This window comes from Cognatilysobacter terrigena (assembly GCF_004361065.1).
Taxonomy (GTDB): Bacteria; Pseudomonadota; Gammaproteobacteria; order Xanthomonadales; family Xanthomonadaceae; genus Cognatilysobacter; species Cognatilysobacter terrigena.
In genome coordinates this window covers 70,167-88,275 of sequence record NZ_SELT01000003.1, presented here as the reverse complement: position 1 = coordinate 88,275, position 18,109 = coordinate 70,167, and the positions used below count along the sequence as shown (strand labels likewise).

17 protein-coding genes and 1 tRNA gene are annotated in these 18,109 nt (G+C 64.2%); 8 read left to right on the top strand and 10 right to left on the bottom strand.

The window, feature by feature from the left end:
- Nucleotides 1–91 precede the first annotated feature (91 nt).
- Nucleotides 92–910 (bottom strand): hypothetical protein, encoded by an 819-nt coding sequence (locus tag EVS83_RS03485; protein ID WP_133499626.1) that lies wholly within the window; start codon nucleotides 908–910, stop codon nucleotides 92–94.
- A 466-nt stretch (nucleotides 911–1,376) separates the two neighbouring features.
- Here EVS83_RS03485 and EVS83_RS03480 point away from each other — a divergent pair, with 466 nt between their 5' ends.
- From EVS83_RS03480 to EVS83_RS03445, 8 genes are all read left to right on the top strand, one after another.
- Nucleotides 1,377–1,847 (top strand): hypothetical protein, encoded by a 471-nt coding sequence (locus EVS83_RS03480; protein WP_133499625.1) that lies wholly within the window; start codon nucleotides 1,377–1,379, stop codon nucleotides 1,845–1,847.
- 76 nt (nucleotides 1,848–1,923) lie between these two features.
- Nucleotides 1,924–2,283: a hypothetical protein gene (locus tag EVS83_RS03475; protein ID WP_133499624.1), complete on the top strand. Its 360-nt coding sequence runs from the start codon at nucleotides 1,924–1,926 to the stop codon at nucleotides 2,281–2,283.
- A complete protein-coding gene (locus EVS83_RS03470; RefSeq protein WP_133499623.1) occupies nucleotides 2,280–4,385 on the top strand; it encodes a hypothetical protein in 2,106 nt (701 codons plus the stop codon). Before EVS83_RS03475 ends, EVS83_RS03470 begins: the two co-directional genes overlap by 4 nt.
- Nucleotides 4,386–4,480: 95 nt before the next feature.
- Nucleotides 4,481–4,768, top strand: coding sequence for a hypothetical protein (locus tag EVS83_RS03465; RefSeq protein ID WP_133499622.1), 288 nt, complete (start codon nucleotides 4,481–4,483; stop codon nucleotides 4,766–4,768).
- A complete protein-coding gene (hxsB, locus tag EVS83_RS03460) occupies nucleotides 4,765–6,261 on the top strand; it encodes a His-Xaa-Ser system radical SAM maturase HxsB (RefSeq protein ID WP_133499621.1) in 1,497 nt (498 codons plus the stop codon). The genes EVS83_RS03465 and hxsB overlap by 4 nt, the downstream gene beginning before the upstream one ends.
- Nucleotides 6,261–7,433 (top strand): His-Xaa-Ser system radical SAM maturase HxsC, encoded by a 1,173-nt coding sequence (gene hxsC / locus EVS83_RS03455; RefSeq protein WP_133499620.1) that lies wholly within the window; start codon nucleotides 6,261–6,263, stop codon nucleotides 7,431–7,433. Before hxsB ends, hxsC begins: the two co-directional genes overlap by 1 nt.
- Nucleotides 7,426–8,040 carry a His-Xaa-Ser repeat protein HxsA gene (hxsA, locus tag EVS83_RS03450; protein WP_133499619.1) on the top strand — a complete coding sequence of 205 codons (615 nt, stop codon included), beginning with the start codon at nucleotides 7,426–7,428 and terminating at the stop codon, nucleotides 8,038–8,040. Before hxsC ends, hxsA begins: the two co-directional genes overlap by 8 nt.
- A 1,023-nt stretch (nucleotides 8,041–9,063) precedes the next feature.
- Nucleotides 9,064–9,393 (top strand): helix-turn-helix domain-containing protein, encoded by a 330-nt coding sequence (locus EVS83_RS03445; protein ID WP_166636782.1) that lies wholly within the window; start codon nucleotides 9,064–9,066, stop codon nucleotides 9,391–9,393.
- An 880-nt stretch (nucleotides 9,394–10,273) separates the two neighbouring features.
- Here EVS83_RS03445 and EVS83_RS03440 read toward each other — a convergent pair.
- From EVS83_RS03440 to rpmI, 9 genes are all read right to left on the bottom strand, one after another.
- On the bottom strand, nucleotides 10,274–12,124 hold the full coding sequence (locus tag EVS83_RS03440; protein ID WP_133499617.1) for a site-specific integrase: 1,851 nt from the start codon (nucleotides 12,122–12,124) through the stop codon (nucleotides 10,274–10,276).
- 142 nt (nucleotides 12,125–12,266) lie between these two features.
- Nucleotides 12,267–12,343: transfer RNA gene (locus EVS83_RS03435), tRNA-Pro, on the bottom strand.
- A gap of 60 nt (nucleotides 12,344–12,403) precedes the next feature.
- A complete protein-coding gene (locus EVS83_RS03430) occupies nucleotides 12,404–12,673 on the bottom strand; it encodes a hypothetical protein (protein WP_133499616.1) in 270 nt (89 codons plus the stop codon).
- 294 nt (nucleotides 12,674–12,967) lie between these two features.
- The gene (locus EVS83_RS03425; RefSeq protein ID WP_115645567.1) at nucleotides 12,968–13,324 is read right to left on the bottom strand and encodes a MerR family transcriptional regulator; all 357 of its coding nucleotides are present in this window, start codon (nucleotides 13,322–13,324) and stop codon (nucleotides 12,968–12,970) included.
- The gene (locus EVS83_RS03420; RefSeq protein WP_133499615.1) at nucleotides 13,317–13,622 is read right to left on the bottom strand and encodes an integration host factor subunit alpha; all 306 of its coding nucleotides are present in this window, start codon (nucleotides 13,620–13,622) and stop codon (nucleotides 13,317–13,319) included. The genes EVS83_RS03425 and EVS83_RS03420 overlap by 8 nt, the downstream gene beginning before the upstream one ends.
- A gap of 19 nt (nucleotides 13,623–13,641) precedes the next feature.
- A complete protein-coding gene (gene pheT, locus EVS83_RS03415; protein WP_133499614.1) occupies nucleotides 13,642–16,020 on the bottom strand; it encodes a phenylalanine--tRNA ligase subunit beta in 2,379 nt (792 codons plus the stop codon).
- Between the two features lie 60 nt (nucleotides 16,021–16,080).
- The gene (gene pheS, locus EVS83_RS03410) at nucleotides 16,081–17,076 is read right to left on the bottom strand and encodes a phenylalanine--tRNA ligase subunit alpha (RefSeq protein WP_133499613.1); all 996 of its coding nucleotides are present in this window, start codon (nucleotides 17,074–17,076) and stop codon (nucleotides 16,081–16,083) included.
- A gap of 232 nt (nucleotides 17,077–17,308) precedes the next feature.
- On the bottom strand, nucleotides 17,309–17,668 hold the full coding sequence (gene rplT / locus EVS83_RS03405; RefSeq protein WP_133499612.1) for a 50S ribosomal protein L20: 360 nt from the start codon (nucleotides 17,666–17,668) through the stop codon (nucleotides 17,309–17,311).
- Between the two features lie 13 nt (nucleotides 17,669–17,681).
- A complete protein-coding gene (rpmI, locus tag EVS83_RS03400; RefSeq protein WP_027083463.1) occupies nucleotides 17,682–17,879 on the bottom strand; it encodes a 50S ribosomal protein L35 in 198 nt (65 codons plus the stop codon).
- Nucleotides 17,880–18,109: the final 230 nt, after the last annotated feature.

Sequence of the window (18,109 nt, the reverse complement as noted above, 5' to 3'; positions counted from 1 at the left end):
ACCATGGTCTACGGAGCCGAGAAACGGATTACTAGCATCCAACAATGATTCGGACGCTTCGGGCCACGGATTCCGGCCCACCTATACGGTGTCAGAGGCTGTCTTGAGGGCGTGTACGTAAGGCAAGGGAGTCTTGGTCCTCGAGGACCCTCCAATCGTGCCCCGCAGTTGCGTCATCGAGAATGATCGCGCCGAAAGTCCCGTCATCAAACTCCACAGAATACGTGGGGCGCATCTCGGTCAGACGGGCGCGCACGGTGCCCTGGCCGCGGCGCATGTGCCATACCTTGCTTCCTATCGCAACGGAGTGGAGCTTCTCCGCCTTCGGCGCGTTAGCGACATGCACACGCGGAACGTTGAAGTTGACCGGCACGGCGTCTCGAGCCAGGTCCGCGGACTCGACTGGCTGCTGCGTCTTTGGTGGCGGATCGGGCGGCGTGGCCAAGGCCGGTCGAGCTCTAAGTTCGGCCATGCCCGCGTGCCAGCGCGTTTCCATCTCGGGCCAGCAGACCCATCGGCGGTTCAAGGGCTCGTCCAAGACAAACGCCGAGAACGATTCGATCTCGAACAGGTCGTGAGCACGGATCTTTGAGAGATCGATCTCGACCATGCGATAGCTGCGCTCGCGCACGATTTGCTGCTTGCGCGCGTCCGCTGCGTGGGTCACTCGAACTTCGATGAGAAGAGCGCCGTCCTGGTCGTGCGCGAGTACGTCTGGGCGTATGCCGCCGATGGCGCGCTCAGCGATCGCAGACTCAAAGACGGTCATGCGTGCTGGGTGTTGAACTCGCGGGCCTTCGTGATACCTACCCCAGCGGTCGTGAAGTCCGATCTGCGCCGGCATAGAGGGCGCACCGGCCCATTCCGGCAACATCAGTCGTCGGGCATCAACGATGACCTGCTTAGCCATGGCGTGCACTGCTGTCTCGAAGCCGGCGTTACAACTCGCCGCTCCGCGGTGGGCGAAATAAGGGCGTCGCACCAGTCCGCTATTTCGAGCTTCAAGGACACCGCCGCACCCCCTGCAAGTGCATCCACAGGCAAGCCCTGTTGCAACCTGATCCGGGCGCCACATGCGCCCATCGCGCAATCCGTAGGGAATGCGTAAGCCCGAAGTGGCAGTGCTCACCGTAATTGTCGTCCCATGCGCGCATATCGTTGACTAGCAGCGGAGGGTAGCGCGAGCTAGGGAAAGGACCTGACCAGACGCCCTGCACCAACGCGTGGCGGGAGACGATTGGACACGAACAGACTTCTCCGGGATCGGGCCGCCGCAAACACATCAGAAAAATCCGACGCGACGGCCATGTGGCGTCCGACTGTCTTGACGCGCTGCACCACGCATCCTGCGTCAACCTAAGCCGGATGCTCTTGCGATGCGCTCGATTGCTCTACTCACCCTGCTTGCTGCGGGGCTCACCGCGGGCGGACTGTGCGTGCAACGCACCACGCACGAAGACTACGCCGCCACTTGCGACCCCAGCGTCGTGCAAGACATCGAGCTGATCCCGAGCATCCACACGGACTCGAACGAGGGATCGCCGTATTACCTGCGACTCACGCTCAAAGGCGATACGCCTACGCAGGTGCTGTATGCGGGCATCAGTGGCGGGCATGGTGACTACGCCGTGGCGTTGGAGGATCGCACCTCGGCTCGTCCAGAGGAACGCTTTGCGGGTTCGCGCAACCTGATTTCTGCGCCCGTTCCGCTGTCTTACGAGCCGCTTGAATTCACAGCGGCGTTTGGTGCGAACCCAGTCGTCGCGCAAGCGGCGCGATGCACCCTCACTCCGGCGCCGCGGTCGGAGTGGCGGTTTGTTGGACTAGACCGCGTGTTTCGCGTCTGACGTGCCGACCGGCGGCAGGCCAGGTCCTGTCGTTGCGCTGGCACCCTGCCCTCCTCCACTGCTTCGGAGCGTTGATATGCGCCGGCACTTCGGACTGATCGCCCTTTTGCTGGTGTGCACTGTTGCGGGGTGCAAGCGCGAAGCCGCAGCGCCCCGCACCGCGACCACTGCCCAGGTCGCAGAGCAGCCCGCACCACCCCCGCCCGCCGCACCGAAGGACCTGCCCACCGCGTGGCCTTCGGGCACCCCCCTGACGCTGTCCCTTCACCCTGACGCAGGTGCGACCACGCTCACCAAGGCGCTTTACGAGGAGGGGGATGTGGTCGTGGAGCAGACCTACCCCGATGGCACGCGCGAAAGGTGGTGGTATCCGCCCGAGGGGCACACGCACCACGTCAAGCGAGACGGGAGCGAAGTCCTGGAGGACGCGCCATGAAACGCCTTACTGTCGTCGCATTGCTGACCCTTGCCCTCACCCCCGCACATGCCCAAGTGCAGTGTGGTGAACCGCTCACCGGCGCAGACGCCAAATACGCCGAAGACTACGCGCGCAACATCACAAAGCCTCTCATCGAGCACAACGCAGGCGGCTTAGGGCCCGTGTTGTGGGCCTATATCGCAGGTCAAGCGCGCGCGGAAAGCTTGGCCAACATGCGCGACGAAAACGGCAGCTTCGTCTTCAAGCCGAACAACAACTTGTGGAATGTGCAAACCGACGCCACCAAGGAGTGTTCCAGCACCACCATGGTGGGCTGCTTGCCGCATAACGTGGGCAAGCCGTATGTGGCGAACGGGAAAGTCGCGGCGGTAGGGCAGTGCTGGCTGGAAAACGGCAATCCGATGCAATGGGTGAAGGTGTGCTTTCCCTCTTACCCGTCGCTGGATGCTGCGGCCGATGACTACTTGAAACGGCGGCCCAACTACACCAATGAGCTTAAGCAGTTGGCTAAGGGCAACCCCACACCCGAGCAATTCTTCAACGCATTGAAGAACGCGCACTGGTCGGACCAAGCGGCCAAGCCCGCTTACAAGACGGACACCTTGGCCGCGATTGATCAGGTCATGCGCGGCCTGGCGACCCTGCGTGCCGCGGACACCAAAGCGCTGGGCGACACGTCCAACGAGATCGACGCGTGGTGCAGCAAGGGTGGAATGGGCGATGCCGCTGAGCGCAAGGCGCTGGCCGACAAACAAGCAGCTTTGCTCAAATCCCTCGCCGTCGTCGGCAAGGTGTGCGCCGCACCCTCAGGTGCGACGCCACCACAAGCCAACAGTGCGATCGACTCGTGTCGCAACGATCCCGCACCGCCCGCCCCGCCGACCCCGACGAGCACGCAACAAGCGCCCGCGGGGCGGGCGACGGGTAAGGGGGAGCCGCACTATCTCCTGCCCACCGGCCAGACGCTGTCCACGCAGCGTGCGGGTGAGTTCTGGCTTCTCTCATCTCCGGATGGCACGCAGGTGCAGGTGCGGCAAGCCCCGTGGAGCCGAAGCCGCAGTGTGTCCGCGATCACGGCCATGGCAGCAAAGGTGGGCACACACCGCGTTGGAGTCTACGAGGGTGGGCGCCTCCTCATCGATGGCAAGGCCGCCACTTGGACGGGGACGTTCTGGCAAACGGCACTGTCGCGAGATGCCACGCTGGGTGTCTGGGGAAGCTCGAACCAACCCACGACCGTCGCCTTGATGTGGACCAATGGACGCGTGCTTCGCATTCGCGTGCACACCAGCTGGTTGGATGTCGAAACTTCGTGGGCGAAGGGCTCATCCACCGAGAAAGAAGGCGGCTTGATCGGTCGAAATTCCAATGGCGCTGTGCTGATCGGGCGAACCGGCAAACAAGGGCGACTCGACCACGCGAACGAGGCCGACGCCTTCGTGTCCAGCTGGCGGATCAATCCCCAAGAGAGCCTGTTCGATTACGCACCCGGCCAGTCGTATGCCACGTTCGACCTGCGCGACTTCCCGTATGCGCCCGCCGCGCCAACGGCATCGGAGCTGGATAAGGCACGTCAGCAATGCATCGATGCGGGCGTTCCTGCTAGCGAAGTGGCCGCGTGCGCATTTGATCTCGCCGTAACCGGAAGCGGCGAATTTCTCGCTTCCTACGAACGCGACCGCGTTCCCCAAGACACGCCCGCCGAGGCGCCCAAGACGAACTACACGATTGAAAAGGCCGTGTTTGTCCCCGATCTGGCGCACATGGTGTCGACCCTGCCCAACGACACCCGGGTGGACATGACGGTGGCAGCCGGCGAGAGCCGGACCTACCGCATCGACGCCAACCGAAAAGGGCCCACCGTTTACTTGCACGTCTACACGCGGGATCTGTCGTGCCTGGGTCAGAGCGACTTCGACGGCACGACGCCGGCCATGCAAGTGTTCAACGCCAAGGGACAAGCCATTTCCAAGGCCGTGAAGATCTGCATGGATACGCTGGGCGCGGACGTCGAGCCCGGCGACTACTACCTCGTGGTGCACGGGGCGAACCAAGGCCCACCGGTGAGCTTTAAGGTCGAAGCCTTCGCCTACAACTAAAGGGCACATCGACCAGCCGCACCCGGCCTCGCTCCCCTCTCCGGGCAGGTGCGCTTGGGCTACCCTTGCGGGCGTGGGAAGCGCCAGGAGGGGGCGTGGCTTCGATCACGGTCGACATCGACTCGGCGCTGTATTCGCCCGAGGTGGCCCTGCGCGCCGCACATCGGCAGTCAGCAGACTGCTTCGTTGAAGTGCAGTCGCGCGAGAGGGGCGTTCAAGTCGTCTTGACCCCAAAGGGGGCGCGCCGCCCTGAGGAGTGCCGCACGCGGCTGCTGAACGATTTAGTCGATGAAGCGCTACGCGAGCGCGTGGCGCACCAGACTTCTGCGCTGCGCGATGTGTTGATAGAAGCCGCACTTCGCGAGGCCAAGCCCCGCAAATGAGCCGGTTCCTCCCCGCGGACGCATTCGCAGGCCAATCGGGTTACCGCCTGCTGCCTTTGCGTTTTCGCCGGCTGCCGTGGGACCCGGCGCGTGTGTTCGTCAGCTCGCTGGCCGGGGACTGGGTCATTACTGAGTTGAGCACGCTTGAAGCCTTGATCAACGGCACGCTGCCCGTGGATCACCCGCAGTTCGCGGACTTTGAAGCGCGCCATATGGCCTTGGGGGATCCCGACCTGTCGACAGTGGCGCCTCTGCTATCGCAAATCCGCACGCGCAAGCGCTATCTCAACGGTGGCCCGGCGCTGCACATCTTCGTGGTGTCGCTGCGCTGCCATCACACGTGCAGCTACTGCCAAGTCTCGCGTCAGCCCACGGGCGCCGCCGAATTCGATCTAGCCGTCGACGCCGCGGACCTCGCGGTTGAGCGCCTGTTTGAGTGGCCCGCGCAAACGCTCACGGTGGAGTTCCAAGGCGGCGAGCCGCTCCTGCACTTTGATCGCGTGCGGTCGATTACCGAGCGCATTGTCGAACGCAATCGCCACGAGGGCCGGACGCTGCGCTTTGTGCTGGCTTCAACGCTGCACGACATCACCGACGATCAGCTGGCGTTCTTCCGCGAGCACGGATTTGCACTCTCCACGTCGCTCGATGGGCCCGAGTGGCTGCACAACGCCAACCGGCCCCGTCCGGAACGCGACAGCTATCGCCGAACCATCGAAGGCATCGAACGGGCGCGCGGGATAATGGGCGATGAAGCGGTCTCCGCACTCACCACGCTCACCCGCAAAAGTCTTGAAGCGCCCGAGGCGATCATCGACACGTATCGCGCCCACGGTTTCCACACCATTTCGCTTCGGCCATTGAGCCCATACGGGTTTGCGCGCAAAGGGGAGGCTCGACAGGGCTACTCCATTGAGGCGTTTTTGCAGTTCTATCGACAAGCGCTGCCGCACCTGGTGCGCGTCAACCGCTCCGGTTACGCACTGGAAGAGACTACGGCGAGCTTGCTGCTGTCCCAGTTGTTCACACCCTTTGGCCACGGTTATGTTGACCTGCGATCCCCCACCGGTGCCGGGCTTGGTGCGGTGGTTTACGACTACGACGGCTGGGTGTATCCCTCCGACGAAGCGCGCATGCTCGCATCCATGGGTAACCGACGCTTCGCCATGGGGCACGTCCGCGAACCCGTCGAAAAGTGGCTGGCTTCACCCGTCATGACGGAGATCCTGCAGGCGGGGGTGGCGGAAGCGTTGCCCACGTGCAGCGACTGCGCCTTCGTGCCGCTGTGCGGTGCCGATCCCATTGATCACTACGCGCGGCAGGGCGATCTCATCGGCCATCGGCCCACGAGTGATTTTTGCGCCAGACACATGGGCATCTTCGATCTGCTCTTGGAGGCTTGGGACCAGGGCGATGAAGCCACTCGGGAAGTTCTCCGGTCCTGGGCCACGCACGTGCCTTCCAAGCAGCTGAGCGCGGACATGGCGGCCTGATGCGCGAAGTCGAGGCGATCTGCGACACCTGGTCTGGCCCGCGCCTGGTGAGGGTGGCGAACGCGGCGTCGTTCGCATCGAAGCCCGCACCGTTGGAGCGCTCGGTTTTCGATGCGCGTGGCTTGGATCCTGCGTTGCACCACCTGTTGACCCTACCCTGGGCAGGGGTCGTGGTGCCGATCGGGGCAGTGCCCCCGCCAAGTGGCGTCCCGACCTTGCAGCTTGCGCCGACCGCAGACGTGCGCGCAGGCGACGTGCTGGACATGCAGCGAGGTCGCAAGCGAATTCCGGTCGTTTATCGCCCAGGCGACCGAGGCAATGTGCTGTTCACCACGGAGCGGTGCAACAACTTTTGCCTGATGTGCTCGCAGCCTCCGCGCGACATCGACGATGCGTGGCGCGTGGAGCATTTGTTGCACCTCATCGAGCTCATCGATGCAGACGAAGCGTCCTTAGGCATCAGTGGTGGTGAGCCGACACTATTAGGCGAGGGCTTGGCACGCATCATTGCGCGCTGCGCCCAAACACTGCCCCAGACACAGCTGCATGTGCTCACCAACGGGCGACGCTTCTCCGAGCCAGACTTTGCCAAGCAGTTCGAAGACCTGCATTCGCGCTTGACTTGGGCTGTGCCCCTGTATGGCGACACATACCGCTTGCATGACTTTGTCGTGCAAGGACAGGGGGCATTCGCTGAGACCATGCGCGGGTTGTATGCGTTGCACGAGGCGGGACAACGAATTGAGATCCGAGTTGTGCTGGTGCGCCCGGTAGTGGAACGCCTGCCAGCAATCGCCCGATTCATCCAGCGCAACCTGCCCTTTGCGCACCACATTGCGCTGATGGGCACCGAGCCGATCGGGTTTGCCAAGGCTCACCATGGGTCGCTATGGATGGACCCCGCCGATATGGGACCGAGCTTGCAGACGGCGGCCGACGAGCTGACCACCCACGGATTGGCCGTCTCGCTCTACAACCTGCCTTTGTGCGCCCTGCCCCAGCCGTTGTGGCGGTATGCTCAGCGGGCGATTTCTGATTGGAAGCAGGACTACTTGCCGGCTTGCGAGGGGTGCGCAGTCCGGTCGCGATGTGGCGGCTTCTTCCAATGGATCACCCCGCAGTGGACCAGCCGCGCCATCGCGCCGGTCAGCCAGGGGGAAAGTTATGCGTGAGGCACTTGGACTTGCAGGGGCAGTGCTCTCCGGCCTACACGGGCACGACGACGGGCCGCAGCAAGGCGCCAGACTCGATGCGCTCGTGGTCAAGGACACGCCGTTCGGCGTCGAGATGACGGCGCCATTGAATGTGGGCGTGGACAACCTCTACGCCGGCCATCGCTCGCATAGTAGCCACAGCTCGCACGCGTCGCACTACTCCGGTAGCGGCGGTTACCGCTCGGCGCCGTATGTGCCGCCGTCGCCTTACGTCGCGCCCTCCCCTGCGCCCCGGGTCGCGCCTTCGACCTATCCGTCCCTAGCACCGAGCTCGACACGCAGCGCGGCGCCGGTCGACTCGCTCGCCCCCTCGTCGACCCGGCCCGTGGAGACCCCGGCAGGCTCGATCACGGGCGGCTCCCGACCGGACGCGCTACAGGTGCTGATCATGCGAGTTCAGGTCTCGCTTTACGCGGCGGGCTACGACCCAGGCGCAGTCGACGGCGTCATGTCCGAACCAACTCGGGCGGCGTTGAAGCAATACCAGGTGGCCAAGGGGCTCAAAGCCGATGGACGCATGAGCACCGAAACGCTTAATGCGCTCGGTGTCGGCATCCCCAAGTAAGAGTCATGACCGACCAGCGCCCCAAATCCGGCGTCGCACCCGGCACGGCCCTGCTCATCGGGATCGGCGGTTTCATTGCCGGCATCGCCGTCATGCTGGGCAACGCCCCGAGTCCAGCTGTGGCACCGGCTGCAAGCGCTGCCCCTGCGCCATCCACCGTGGCTACGGAGACGCTCCCTGAGCCCGTAGTCGAGCAGGCGGACGCCACTGCCCTTGATGCAAACGAATTGGCAGCACTGACCAACCCGCCACCCATTGGCAGTCGAAAACTCTCGAGCCTCTCGGAGGTCGACTGGGCTAGCTACAAGTCCGACTTTGTCGCGAGGAATCCGGGACTAGTTGAGCTCGATGGGTTCGCGCCGCTCGTCAGCGAGGAGTTCGCTCGATCTGACGCGTCGCTAACGGCTGACGAGGCGATGAGGGCGGCGATGCAGAGGGCGGCAAAGCGTTGGGTAGAGCTACAGACCGCAGCAGCTCTCGATACCTATCCAGCCCTTCAGCGCCCACAAGCATCGCCCCCGGAGGATGCGCCAGCGTTGAGTGCGCCAGATCCAGCTGCCGCACCTCCACAGCCCGCGGCGTCGCGAGCTCCGGATGAACCGCCCGCCGCAAACTAGCCAGTTCGGCCTCTGATCTCCGAACTATGGAGTTTGCTCGGAAGATCACAGACTTTGCCGTAGACACATAGGTCTCCGGCATTCCCGTCTAAGACTTCGAAGCAGAAGAGATCTGCGAGATTCCGAGCTCGTCAAAAAGTGGCTGAACTGTAGGTTTCGAATCGCACTTCGACCTTACAGTTCCGGCAAGCCAGCGCACGGAGCTTAGTTCACGCGCGAACGCGCACGGCACCAACGTCTATACGCAGAGCTGCGAGCTGACATCCTCATGACGTTTCCATGACGTTAGCTTGAGGTTTCGGCGCGTTCTACCCGCACCTGAGATTCGACTGAGAAGTTCTCAAGTGGCTGTCTAAGATCATTAGACGAATCACTCACGAAGAGAACAACGATGCGAAAACCATCAATGCAGCACGTCGCAAATTACTTCACGGTGCTGGTGGATGCCTCGCCCAAAACGCAGGATGAGATCGCTCGGGAAGCCGGCTTCGAAAGTCCGAACACGATAAGCATGATCAAGACGGGTCGGACAAAGATTCCACTCGCGCGAATTCCTGCGCTGGCGAAATCACTAGGCGCCGACCCAAAAGAGATGCTGGCGGTAGCGCTGGAGTCCTACCAGCCGGAGCTTTACGACGTGCTCTCAAAGATTGCACCGTCGATGCTGATTAGCGAGCAGGAGTTGCGAATCGTTCGTGCGCTGCGCGCAGCCGCGAGGACGGGAATCTTGAAGTAGAGCCGAGCCTCCGTCAGCTCATCGTCGTCAGACGATAGCGAGGTAAGCATGCGGAGCTGAAGCAGCACGGGCAGACCGATGCGGCCCAGCACCGATGGCGCTCCCCGAGGTTCGATCTCCAAGGCGGATAAGGCCGGGGCGGCCTCTCAATCTGCGCGAGCTGAATCGCAAGCATCTCTTTGCCGACAGGTCCTCACTTGTCGCGAGCCCTTAGCTTCGTCAGAAGCTGAGCTTCGTTGCTCTTTTCTTGCTTTAGGTTTTGCTGTTCTAGGGGATCTTCTCAAGAGAGGGCAATAGACCCCCTTACCCCAAGAACTGAGGTGGGAGCCGCCCTCACTCGTGAGTTCTTCTCGCGAGGCTTTCCGATCCATTGCGCACTTAATTTTTTGAAGATGCAGACCGGGTCGGTAGGGCTGACCTGCATTTCTCACCGAGCACCGTTGCGCAGCTTTCGCTAGACACGGCTGACATAGCTCGGACTCTTCTATGTCCGCGAGGCCTCGTCGAGACACTTCGCTTTACAAGCCAGCGCGAACATACGGGAGCCGCTAACGCTGACAGGAGTTCACTGAGAAGCCCGGAGGCGGCAGCGTAGGGGCGCTCAGTAGGCCCTGAACCGAGGGGAATTATGACGCAACGCAGATTGGAGTTGCAACAAAAATCCCTTTCAAATCAACATTATAGCTATCTCTCACAAAAGTACGCGTCGAGTAACCGTGCGCCGGGGTGGTGGTGTGGCATCGCCTCTCAGGACCGCGCCAGACGCAACGAGAGCGCGGCGGGCTGCGCGCGCGGCCACCCGATACACAATTCGGGCGGACGACGTCAGAGCGCACTACAGGCACCTACAGTCGATGTGCGCAGTTGGCAAATGGCTCGACTAACGGAGCAGCTCGAAGTCGACTGTTGGGTATGCGGCCTTGGACAGTAGGCGATGAAGATCGGCCGGCTTGAAAACGATTTCCCTTCCGTAGTGCTGAGTCATCTTCGCGGCGTCAATGCCGTGGCCGAGAACCACAGAGATGTCGTAGTCGTCAACGCCTGCTCTCCGCAACGAGTCCGTCAGGGTGTGCCGCCACCGATGAGCTGCACCCAGGTCGCTCTCGCCCTTCACGCCGATTCGCGTGAGGAACCGGGTGAACCACTTGCCAGCACTTTTCGACCTGCGGCCGTCTCGATCGAGCGCGATATCGTGGAAGAGATCGTACTCTCCGGACTCCCCTACAGCCGCGACGTAATCAAGGATGCCAAGTTCTAGCAGCTTCGGGTGTATGGGTATCCAGCGCTTGGAGTTGGCATTCTTGAGCGACTGGCCGGCCGCGCGGTCAGTGATAGCAAATCCCGGAATGCCGTCGCGCTCCGTAATGTCGGCCACTGTGAGCTGCGTGATTTCGTTGAGTCGAGCGCCGGAAAACGCAAGGATCAGAGTCAGCCAGTAACGCCAATCGCGAATGCGGTGTTCGCCCGGTGGAAGTTGGTTCTGCTCAGACTCGCAACCGATGAAAGCGTGAGCGTTGAGGATCCTCCGGACTTCATCCTGCGAGAAAGGCTCCATTCGCTCTGAATCGGTTCGCGGCGGCAAGCTAGTCTGGAAGCTCGAGGCGTCGACGCCATCGACGTTTAGCTCAAGCCACTTGCCAAACGACGACATGATCGAGAGACGGCATCGGGCGGTGCTCGCCTTGATCACGGGGTGATTTGCCTTCTTGTTGAGCTCAATCGCTTGAGGCAGGCCAACGCCCGGAAAACGCTTCTCCGAAAGCACCGGCGCCTCTCGAAGCAATCGCTTAAAGCGAGCCATGTCGTCACGGCGATACGCGTCTACGGGCCGATCTCCAACGGACTCCACGAACTGCCGAATCGTTGCTCGGGCCTCCTTCAATCCCCCCGAGGTAACTCCGGATCTAGCTTCTTTGAGGTAGGCCTCGAAGTAGTCCTTGAGCGACTCACCCTTCTTTGGCTTTTTCGCGAAGGGCAGGACATCGCGGCGTTCGCTTCGGGAAGGCACGGTCGGTTCGGCCAATCCCGCCGGAGCTACCGGCAGATCCTCGTAGATGCCCTCGTCTCGTCGCTCGGCGGTAGCGAGAGCGTTGAGCCAAGCCTTAATTAGATGTCGTCCGAGGGTCTTGTAGGCGACCGAGTCCGCCTCGATCCGCCACGACTTGCGTTCGACCAGATCCTGGATCGCCCAATCGATCATCTCGAAGTCGTTGTTGATTAAGGACGTCTTGAGAGCATCGCGGAGCGCGGCGCGATTTTCGGAAGCGGTCTGCGCGGCCTCACGCATACCGATGACGGTCAGGGACCTCGACAGGGCCTCGAGCTCCGAGCTCGGCGGGTTAGCCACGAAGGAAAGCTGAAGCGCCTCCTCGGAGCTTTGCACTTCACGGCCGCTCGGCCGGACCGTGCGCTCCAGCTCATCTAGGGCTCGTTCGCGCTTCACAAACTCCCAAACAGCGCGCTGGAAGTCTTCCTCCGTGGGAACGATAGAAGATTGAGCTGGCTTATGGCGCAGGGACGCAACTTCTGCCGCAAAGGCGGCCTGAATCTGAATGATCGCGTGCGGAAGCCTCTGCTTGGCTTCACGAAGATCCCGGGTGCCAAGGGTCTGCCAGACTTCACGTCGGCCTTTCACGCCCTTCTCGGCACGGAGCTCGAGAACCTCTCTGGGCGCGGGTACCCGGGCGTACCAGAAAGTGCTGCCCTTGCGCTTCTGCAGATACTCAGCCATGGACCTCGATCTCCTCCTGTCGTCAGTGGGCGCCGTAGCAGCAACCCGTAACACTCAGACGTAGCAGTTAGAGATCGAGGCCCTGGCAAGTGCTTGAAAGTTGGGGGCTTTCAAGCGGATCAAGCACTTACGTGCCCGAAATTGGTCGGGGTAGCCGGATTCGAACCGACGACCACCAGTCCCCCAGACTGGTGCGCTACCAGGCTGCGCTATACCCCGGAAAGCCGGTCCGCCGAAGCGGGCGCGAAGTATAGCGCGACCGGCGTCGGCAGCGGACGGTCAGCGCACGACCAGCGGTACGCGGGCGTGCAGCGCCAACGACGCGCTCACGCCCAACACGCCCAGCAGCATCGCGGCATTGGTCGGCCACATCTCGACGGCGAACGGAATGGCGACCATTGCCGGAAGAAGCGCGATCACCGACGACCATCGAACCGACAGCGCGTGTCCACAGGCCTGGCAACCTCGCGACGCCATGGGACCGAGCAACGCCTTCTCGCCATAGCGCATGGCGACCGCGCCGCAGTGCGGACAGTGCATCGAATCCATCGGACGTCTCCGAACCCGCCTCATGGCCGTCGCCCGATCCTACGCCCGGCAAACGCGTGAGAGCGGCCGCCATGGACGACTTCGCGGACTCGAACCTGAGGAATTCACGGGAGGGCTCGGTGCGCACCCGCGGCGACTGGGCTAGCGGGCGCGAGCCACGCCGCCGAGCATCTGCCGCGATGTCGCGGCCCAGGAAACCATGTCAGCGAACGCAGGACGCATGACCGGCGTCGGGTTCCCACGCGGTGGAACCTGCTGGACGGCCTCAGCGCGAGGCGCAGCCTGCCCGCCCGATCAGCGTCGCAGCAACTGCAGCACTTCCTCGAGCTCCATCCGCACCTGGCGGATGATCTGCGAGCTGAGTGCGGATTCCTGCTTCTGTCCATCGCCTTCGAGACGAAGGCGCGCGCCGCCGATGGTGTAGCCCTGTTCGTACAGCAGCCCGCGGATCTGCCGCACCATCAGCACTTCGTGGCGCTGGTAGTAACGGCGATTGCCGCGACGCTTCACCGGATTGAGCATCGGGAATTCCGTCTCCCAATAGCGCAGCACGTGCGGCTTGACGTCGCACAGCTCGCTCACTTCACCGATGGTGAAGTAACGCTTGGCCGGGATCGGCGGCAGTTCCTTGTTGCTGCCCGGATCAAGCATGTTCGTTCGCTCCGGAGTACGCCTCGACGCGCTCCTTCAGCTTCTGGCCCGGACGGAAGGTCACCACGGTGCGCGCGGAGATCGGAATTTCCTCGCCCGTTTTCGGGTTGCGGCCCGGGCGCTGGTTCTTCCGACGCAGATCGAAATTGCCGAAGCCCGAAAGCTTGACCTGGCGGCCGCCCTCCAGCGCTTCGCGCAGCACGTCGAAGAACGAGTCGACGAACTCCTTCGCCTCGCGCTTGTTGAGGCCGACCTCGTCGAACAGTCGCTCAGCCATCTCGGCCTTGGTCAGCGTCATCGGTGCAGATTCCTCGGGCTCAGCTGCGAATCGTCGCGCCGTGTTCACGCTGTAGCGAAGCGGTCACTTCGCCGACGACAGCGTCCACGTCGCGGTCGGTCAGAGTGCGACTTTTCTCCTGCAGGATCAAGCCCATGGCGACACTCTTGAATCCGGTTTCGACGCCCTTGCCACGGTAGACGTCGAACAGCACGAGGTCGCGCACGGACGGCCCCGCGGCGCTGCGCACGGACGCCTCGATCGCGCCCCACGGCGTCGTCTCGGCGACGACGAACGCAAGGTCGCGACGGACCGACGGATAACGCGACAGCCCCTCCGCCTTCGGCAGCGCGCGAAGCCGGACGGCCTCGAGATCGACCTCGAACGCCACCACGTCGACATCGAGCCCGAGTGCCTGCTGCAGGCGCGGGTGCAACTGCCCGATCCAGCCGACCGCGCGACCGTCGAGCACGATGTCGGCGGAACGGCCCGGATGGCCCCAAGGCCGCGACGAGCGCTCGAACTGGAGCGGCGCGCCCGAGAGCGCAGCGAGGCTCTCGAGGTCGCCCTTGAGGCTGTGGAAGTCGACGGGTCGCGACGTCGTGCCCCACTGCTCGCCCTTGGCGTCACCGGAGGCGACCGCCGCGATACGCTGCGTGTGCAGCGGCGCTTCGCCCTCGCCCGTCGCATGGAACACGTTGCCGAGCTCGAACAGGCGCACGCGCGACTGCTGACGCGCGGCGTTGCGCCCCAGCGCGGCGACCAGGCCCGGCAGCAGCGAGGTGCGCATGATCGCCAGCTCGCCGCTGAGCGGATTCGCGAGCGGAACGGCGTTCGCCTGCAGCGACCAGGCGTCGAGCCACGCTGCGTCGACGAACGCGTAGTTGATCGCTTCAAGGAAATCGCGGCCGGCCAGGGCGCGGCGCAGGTGCGACGGCTCGACGCGCGTTTCGGTCGCCGGCGCCAACGGCACGACGCCGCCAGGCAGCGTCGCGGGGATCGCGTCGTAGCCGTGAATCCGGGCGATCTCTTCGATCAGGTCTTCTTCGATCGCGAGGTCGAAGCGGCGGCTCGGCGGCGTCACGCGCCAGCCGCTCGCGTCGCCTTCGACCGCAAGACCGAGCGCACGCAGGATGCGTTCGACCTCGCCATCCTCCACGCGCACGCCGAGCACGCGCGCGAGGCGGTCACGACGGAGCAGGATCGGCGTCGGACGCGGCAGGTGCGCTTCGAGGGCAGCCTCCACCACCGGCCCGGGCTGGCCGCCGGCGATATCGAGGATGAGGCGCGTCGCGTACTCGATCGCCTGGCGCGGCAGTTCCGGGTCGACGCCGCGCTCGAAGCGATGCGAGGCGTCGGTGTGCAGGCCGAGCTTGCGGCCGCGCCCGATGATCGCGCTGGGCGCGAAGTGCGCGGACTCGAGGAAGACGTCGCGCGTCGCGTCGGTCACGCGCGTGTCGTGGCCGCCCATGACGCCCGCGAGCGCGACCGCGCGATCGGCGTCGGTGACGACGAGGAACTGCGGATCGAGCGTGACGTCGCGGCCATCGAGGAGCTTGAGCGCCTCGCCATCGCGCGCATGGCGCACGCCGACCGGGCCGCGCACCGTCCCGCGATCGAACGCATGCATCGGCTGGCCGAGCTCGATCATCACGTACTGCGTGACGTCGACCAGGAACGACACTGGACGGATACCGCTGCGGCGCAGGCGTTCGGCCATCCAGACGGGCGTCGACACCGTGGCGTCCACACCTTCGATGACGCGACCGCAATAGCGCGGCGCGTCCGCGCCTGCATGGAGTTCGACAGGCAGCGTGGACGTCGTCGCGCCCGCGACCGGTGCGATGTCGAGCGACGCGACCTGCGCGCCCGTCGCAGCGGCGACGTCGTACGCGATGCCGCGCACGCTGAAGCAGTCGGCGCGATTCGGCGTCAGCTTGATCTCGATGCTCGAATCGGGAAGTGCGAGGAACTCCGCGATCGGCGTGCCGACCGTCGCGTCATCCGGCAGTTCGAGCAGGCCGGACGCATCGGCGTCGATGCCCAGTTCCTTCGCCGAGCACAGCATGCCGCTCGACTCCACGCCGCGCAGTTTCGCCGCCTTGATGGCGATGCCGCCCGGCAGCGTCGCGCCGACCGTCGCCAGCGGCGCGCACAGCCCCGCACGTGCATTCGGCGCACCGCAGACGATCTGCACCGGCTCGCCCTGCCCCGCGTCGACGCAGCAGACCTGCAGGCGATCGGCTTCCGGATGGCGTTCGGCGCTGAGGATGCGCGCCACGACGACGCCATCGAGCGATTCGCCGAGCGGCGTCACGTCTTCGACTTCCAGCCCGATCGCGGTCAGCGTTGCGGCGAGTTCGTCGCGCGACGCCTGCGTCGGCACGTGCTGTCGAAGCCAGTTTTCGGAGAACTTCATCGGAGTCTCGTTCGTCGCGCCGGCGCGCGGCCGGCGGGATCAGCAATCGGAAGGAGGCGGTTACGCGAACTGGCGCAGGAAGCGCACGTCGTTCTCGAAGAAGCTGCGCAGGTCGTCGACGCCATAACGCAGCATCGCGAAGCGCTCGACGCCGAGGCCGAACGCGAAGCCCGTGTATTTCTCCGGGTCGATGCCGACGTTGCGCAGCACGTTCGGATGCACCATGCCGCAGCCCAGCACCTCGAGCCAGCGCGTGCTGCCATCCGGCTGCGCCCATGCGATGTCGACTTCCGCCGACGGCTCGGTGAACGGGAAGTAGCTCGGACGGAAGCGCATGTCGAAGTCGCGCTCGAAGAACGCGCGCACGAACTCGACGAGCGTGCCCTTGAGGTCCGCGAAGCTCGCGTGCTCGTCGACCAGCAGGCCTTCGACCTGGTGGAACATCGGCGTGTGCGTCTGGTCGCTGTCGCTGCGATACACCTTGCCGGCCGCGATCATGCGCAGCGGCGGCTTGTGGTCGAGCATGAAACGCACCTGCACGCCCGAGGTGTGCGTGCGCAGCAGGCGACCGTCGCCGAAATAGAACGTGTCGTGCATCGCGCGCGCCGGATGGTGCGGCGGAAAGTTCAACGCTTCGAAGTTGTGCCAGTCATCCTCGATCTCCGGGCCATCGGCGAGCTGGTAGCCGAGGCGACCGAAGATCTCGGCGATGCGCTCGAGCGTGCGGCTGACCGGATGCAGGCCGCCGTGCGCGGCGTCGATGCCCGGCAGCGTGACGTCGATGGATTCGGACGCGAGCCGCGCATCGAGCGCAGCGGATTCGAGGCCCGTGCGACGCTCGGCGAGCGCGGCGGTCACGGTGTCGCGCGCGGCGTTGATCGCCTCGCCCGCGGCCTTGCGGGCCTCGGGCGGCAGCGTACCGAGCGTCTTGAGCTGGCCGGTGATGCTGCCCAACTTGCCCAGCAGCGCGACGCGCAGCGCTTCGACCGCGTCGGGTGAATCGGCGGCGGCGATGTCGGCGAGCGCCTGTTGCGTCAGCGACGAGATGTCACTCATGGACGACCACTCTCTTCGTTGCATCGATCCCGGCAAGCGGGCGGGGCCCGGCGATTATCGGCACGCCGGAAAGCCGCAATGGCGTGCGTCGAAGCCGCAGATGCAGGGTCGACGCAGGAAACACGAAACACGGATCGCAGAAACGAACATGGGGAAGGACTTGCGCCCTTCCCCATGCGTGAGGCTTTCGGCGAAAGCCCGCGCATGGAGCGCGGGCTTCGCTTGGTGCTTCTTACGCCGCGAGCGCGCTCTTCGCCTTCTCGGTCAGCGCGGTAAACGCCGCCGCGTCGTGCACGGCGATGTCCGCCAGCACCTTGCGATCGAGCGTGATACCGGCCTTCATCAGACCGTTGATGAAGCGCGAGTAGCTCATGCCGTTCGTGCGGCTCGCGGCGTTGATACGCGCGATCCACAGCGTGCGGAAATGACGCTTCTTCTGCTTGCGGCCGATGTACGCGTACTGCAGCGCCTTCGTGACCGCCTGCTTGGCGACGCGGAAGACCTTGCGACGCGCGTTGTAGTAACCCTTCGCCTGGGCGAGGACCTTCTTGTGACGGCGACGCGCCATCACACCACGCTTAACTCGTGCCATGGTTCAGCCCTCCTCAGAGATACGGCAGCATGCGGTCCAGACGGCCCGCGTCCTCGGCACGAACGTGGTTCGTCTGCCGGAGGTTGCGCTTCCGCTTGGTCGCCTTCTTGGTGAGGATGTGGCTCTTGTTGGCGTGGCCGCACTTGTACTTGCCGGAAGCGGTCTTCCGGAAGCGCTTGGCCGCCGCCCGATTGGTCTTGATCTTGGGCATTGCGATGTCCTAATCGGAGTTTCTGACTGGCTGGGCGGTGGCCTGCGCCACGCTTTCCGTCCTGCCCATACCGGCGTGTTGGTCGACGATCCGGCCGGGCCGGTCGTGACGGGTCCTCGGTGCCTCTCGGCACGCCCGGTGCGAACCGGGCCGCGTATTGTGCACGACCCGTTAATCCCGTGCAAATCAGTGGGTTGGCGATGGCCGCGCCGCCGCGTCCCGCTGGGCCT

Coding starts and splice junctions, on each gene's coding strand:
- EVS83_RS03440 (WP_133499617.1), bottom strand. CDS start 12,124: ATGGCTGAGTATCTGCAGAAGCGCAAGGGCAGCACTTTCTGGTACGCC.
- pheT (WP_133499614.1), bottom strand. CDS start 16,020: ATGAAGTTCTCCGAAAACTGGCTTCGACAGCACGTGCCGACGCAGGCG.
- hxsB (WP_133499621.1), top strand. CDS start 4,765: ATGAGCCGGTTCCTCCCCGCGGACGCATTCGCAGGCCAATCGGGTTAC.
- EVS83_RS03445 (WP_166636782.1), top strand. CDS start 9,064: ATGCAGCACGTCGCAAATTACTTCACGGTGCTGGTGGATGCCTCGCCC.
- rplT (WP_133499612.1), bottom strand. CDS start 17,668: ATGGCACGAGTTAAGCGTGGTGTGATGGCGCGTCGCCGTCACAAGAAG.
- hxsC (WP_133499620.1), top strand. CDS start 6,261: ATGCGCGAAGTCGAGGCGATCTGCGACACCTGGTCTGGCCCGCGCCTG.
- EVS83_RS03430 (WP_133499616.1), bottom strand. CDS start 12,673: ATGGATTCGATGCACTGTCCGCACTGCGGCGCGGTCGCCATGCGCTAT.
- EVS83_RS03420 (WP_133499615.1), bottom strand. CDS start 13,622: ATGACGCTGACCAAGGCCGAGATGGCTGAGCGACTGTTCGACGAGGTC.
- EVS83_RS03485 (WP_133499626.1), bottom strand. CDS start 910: ATGGCTAAGCAGGTCATCGTTGATGCCCGACGACTGATGTTGCCGGAA.
- EVS83_RS03425 (WP_115645567.1), bottom strand. CDS start 13,324: ATGCTTGATCCGGGCAGCAACAAGGAACTGCCGCCGATCCCGGCCAAG.
- rpmI (WP_027083463.1), bottom strand. CDS start 17,879: ATGCCCAAGATCAAGACCAATCGGGCGGCGGCCAAGCGCTTCCGGAAG.
- EVS83_RS03480 (WP_133499625.1), top strand. CDS start 1,377: ATGCGCTCGATTGCTCTACTCACCCTGCTTGCTGCGGGGCTCACCGCG.
- EVS83_RS03475 (WP_133499624.1), top strand. CDS start 1,924: ATGCGCCGGCACTTCGGACTGATCGCCCTTTTGCTGGTGTGCACTGTT.
- hxsA (WP_133499619.1), top strand. CDS start 7,426: ATGCGTGAGGCACTTGGACTTGCAGGGGCAGTGCTCTCCGGCCTACAC.
- pheS (WP_133499613.1), bottom strand. CDS start 17,076: ATGAGTGACATCTCGTCGCTGACGCAACAGGCGCTCGCCGACATCGCC.
- EVS83_RS03470 (WP_133499623.1), top strand. CDS start 2,280: ATGAAACGCCTTACTGTCGTCGCATTGCTGACCCTTGCCCTCACCCCC.